Source organism: Halomonas sp. 707D4 (genome assembly GCF_024158685.1).
GTDB lineage: Bacteria > Pseudomonadota > Gammaproteobacteria > Pseudomonadales > Halomonadaceae > Vreelandella.
In genome coordinates, this window is record NZ_JAMZBD010000521.1 from 1 (window position 1) to 2,082 (window position 2,082).

A 2,082-nucleotide genomic window follows, 5' to 3' on the forward strand; every position below is an offset into this window, starting at 1 on the left:
CTCCCAGGTCACTGCCTTCACGCCGTTTTCACAAAACTCGAAGGAGGAGCCGTGCTCCGGGTCGCCCCAGGCGCAGCCGGGGCAGTCGAAGCCGTCGGGCTGGTTGAGCTTCAACAGCGCCCGGGCGTTGGCCGCCGGCGACCGGCTGTGGAGAAGATGCTGGCTCACCGCCTTGAGCGCGCCCCACCCGCCTGCCGGGTTGTGATACTCGCCAACGTCGGGGTCGTGCTCGACCGCTTTCTTACGGACGGGCGTATCGGGGTTGGGTGAGGCCATGATGCATCTCCAGGAGGTCAGGGGCGGGGCGCCGGGCAGCGATATCGCGGAAAGTCTAACAGCCATTTTCGAAAGCGAAAGCGCCGCGGCATGACGATGGGACACGTCGGTCGTGGCAATGTTCTGTTCGGCGTCTTAATCTTCGAGGTCAGAGCTCCCTCACGCAAACGCAAGGAATCGATCATGCTGACGCTGTATACCTTTCCCCATTCCCGCTCGCTGCGCGCCACCTGGATGCTCGAGGAGCTGGGGCTCGAGTACCGCTGCGAACACGTGGCGCTGGACAAGGGCGAGGGTCGCTCGGCGGCACACCTGGCGCGCCACCCGGACGGCAAGCTGCCGGTGCTCGAAGACGGCGCCCTGGTGCTGTTCGAGTCCGTGGCGATCTGCCGCTACCTGGCCGAGCGCTACGGCGGCGAGGCCACGCTGCTGCCCAAGGACGCCGCCGAGCGCGCACAGGTGGACCAGTGGCTGAGTTTCATCGTCACCGAGCTTGAGCAGCCCTTGTGGAATCAGGCCAAGCACACCTTCGCCCTGCCCGAGGAGCGGCGCGTCGCCGCGATCATCCCTACCTGCGCCTGGGAGTTCGAGCGCGCCTTGAAAGCGCTCGAGCGCCGCTACACCGGCGGCGAGTACCTGGTAGGCGACGCCTTCAGCCTGGCGGACCTGTTTTTGACCCATACGCTGCAGTGGGCCGGGAGCATGAAACACCGCCTGCCCCAGGCGCTGCTCGACTACCGCGATCATCACGGGGCGCGCCCGGCGCTGGCGCGCGCCCTCGAGCGCGAGAAGCAGGCCGTGTGCTGAGCGCTACCGCCTTGCGCCTTTGGCCATTGACGGGTCCGGCAGGGCGTGGCGCATGTCCCGGGGCACCTCGAAGCCGCGCGCCGCGCCGCGGGCGGCGGCGAGCCCGGCGGGAAAACCGCTTCGGCCCCGATAGTCCGGCGTGACGCCGCCCTGATAGGCGTGGCGTCGAGAGAGCGCCTTGGCGCACCAGAGATCGACGGCGGTCAGCACGCCGGCGGCGGTGAGGGCCAGATAGAGGTTCTGGCGCTTGGGGTTATGGCGGTCCTTGAGCGCGTAGGTCAGCGCAGCCAGATCCAGCACGTCGCCCCCGACCCGGCTCCATACCGCCGGGGTGGGGTTGTCGGAAAGCGCGCCGATGCCGCTGGCAAGCTCCCGGACACCCGCGGCGCGCACGCGGCCATCGACGCCGCGCATGCCCAGCGACCTGCCGACCCGGCGCGGGGCGAGCAGTTTGTAGAGCCCGATGCCCAGGCTCAGCCAGCCCAGCCCGCGTGCCACCCGGTCGGCGCCGCTTTGCGAACGGCGGCCTCGGTGTGATGAGTGTGTCATCGTCTTCTCCCGGCGTCGTCACGCCTGGCTCAGGGTTTGAGGATCACCTTGACGCAGCCGTCCTGCTTCTCGCGAAAGGTGTTGTACATCTGCGGCCCCTGGTCGAGTCCGACCGAGTGGGTGATGACGAAGGAGGGGTCGATCTGGCCCTCGTCGATGCGGCGCAGCAGATCCTCGCTCCAGCGATTCACGTGGGTCTGCCCGGTACGCACGGTCAGGCCCTTGTTCATCAGCGCCCCGATGGGCACCTTGTCGATCAGGCCACCGTAGACACCGGGAATCGACAGCACCCCGGCCGGGCGGCAGACGTAGATCATCTCGCGCAGCACGTGGGCGCGGTCGGTCTCCAGCATGACCGCCTGCTTGACGCGATCATAGGCGGAATCCAGTGAGCGCGTGGCGTGCGCCTCGAGTCCCACTGCGTCGATGCACTTCTCCGGCCCCTTGCCG

At 68.2% G+C, this 2,082-nt stretch carries 2 protein-coding genes and 2 pseudogenes; 1 reads left to right on the forward strand and 3 read right to left on the reverse strand.

What is annotated here, in order from left to right:
• Positions 1–276, reverse strand: a pseudogene (locus BIS11_RS16065) (CbbBc protein); the annotation flags it as partial.
• Between the two features lie 183 nt (positions 277–459).
• Here BIS11_RS16065 and BIS11_RS16070 point away from each other — a divergent pair.
• Entirely contained in the window at positions 460–1,083 is a 624-nt protein-coding gene (locus BIS11_RS16070; protein ID WP_253421862.1) for a glutathione S-transferase family protein, read from the forward strand.
• Between the two features lie 3 nt (positions 1,084–1,086).
• Here the strand turns inward: BIS11_RS16070 and BIS11_RS16075 are convergent, their stop codons facing one another.
• Both BIS11_RS16075 and BIS11_RS16080 read right to left on the reverse strand, forming a co-directional pair.
• A complete protein-coding gene (locus BIS11_RS16075) occupies positions 1,087–1,632 on the reverse strand; it encodes a hypothetical protein (RefSeq protein WP_253586532.1) in 546 nt (181 codons plus the stop codon).
• 29 nt (positions 1,633–1,661) lie between these two features.
• A pseudogene (locus BIS11_RS16080) lies at positions 1,662–2,082 on the reverse strand (glutathione-dependent formaldehyde dehydrogenase); the annotation flags it as partial.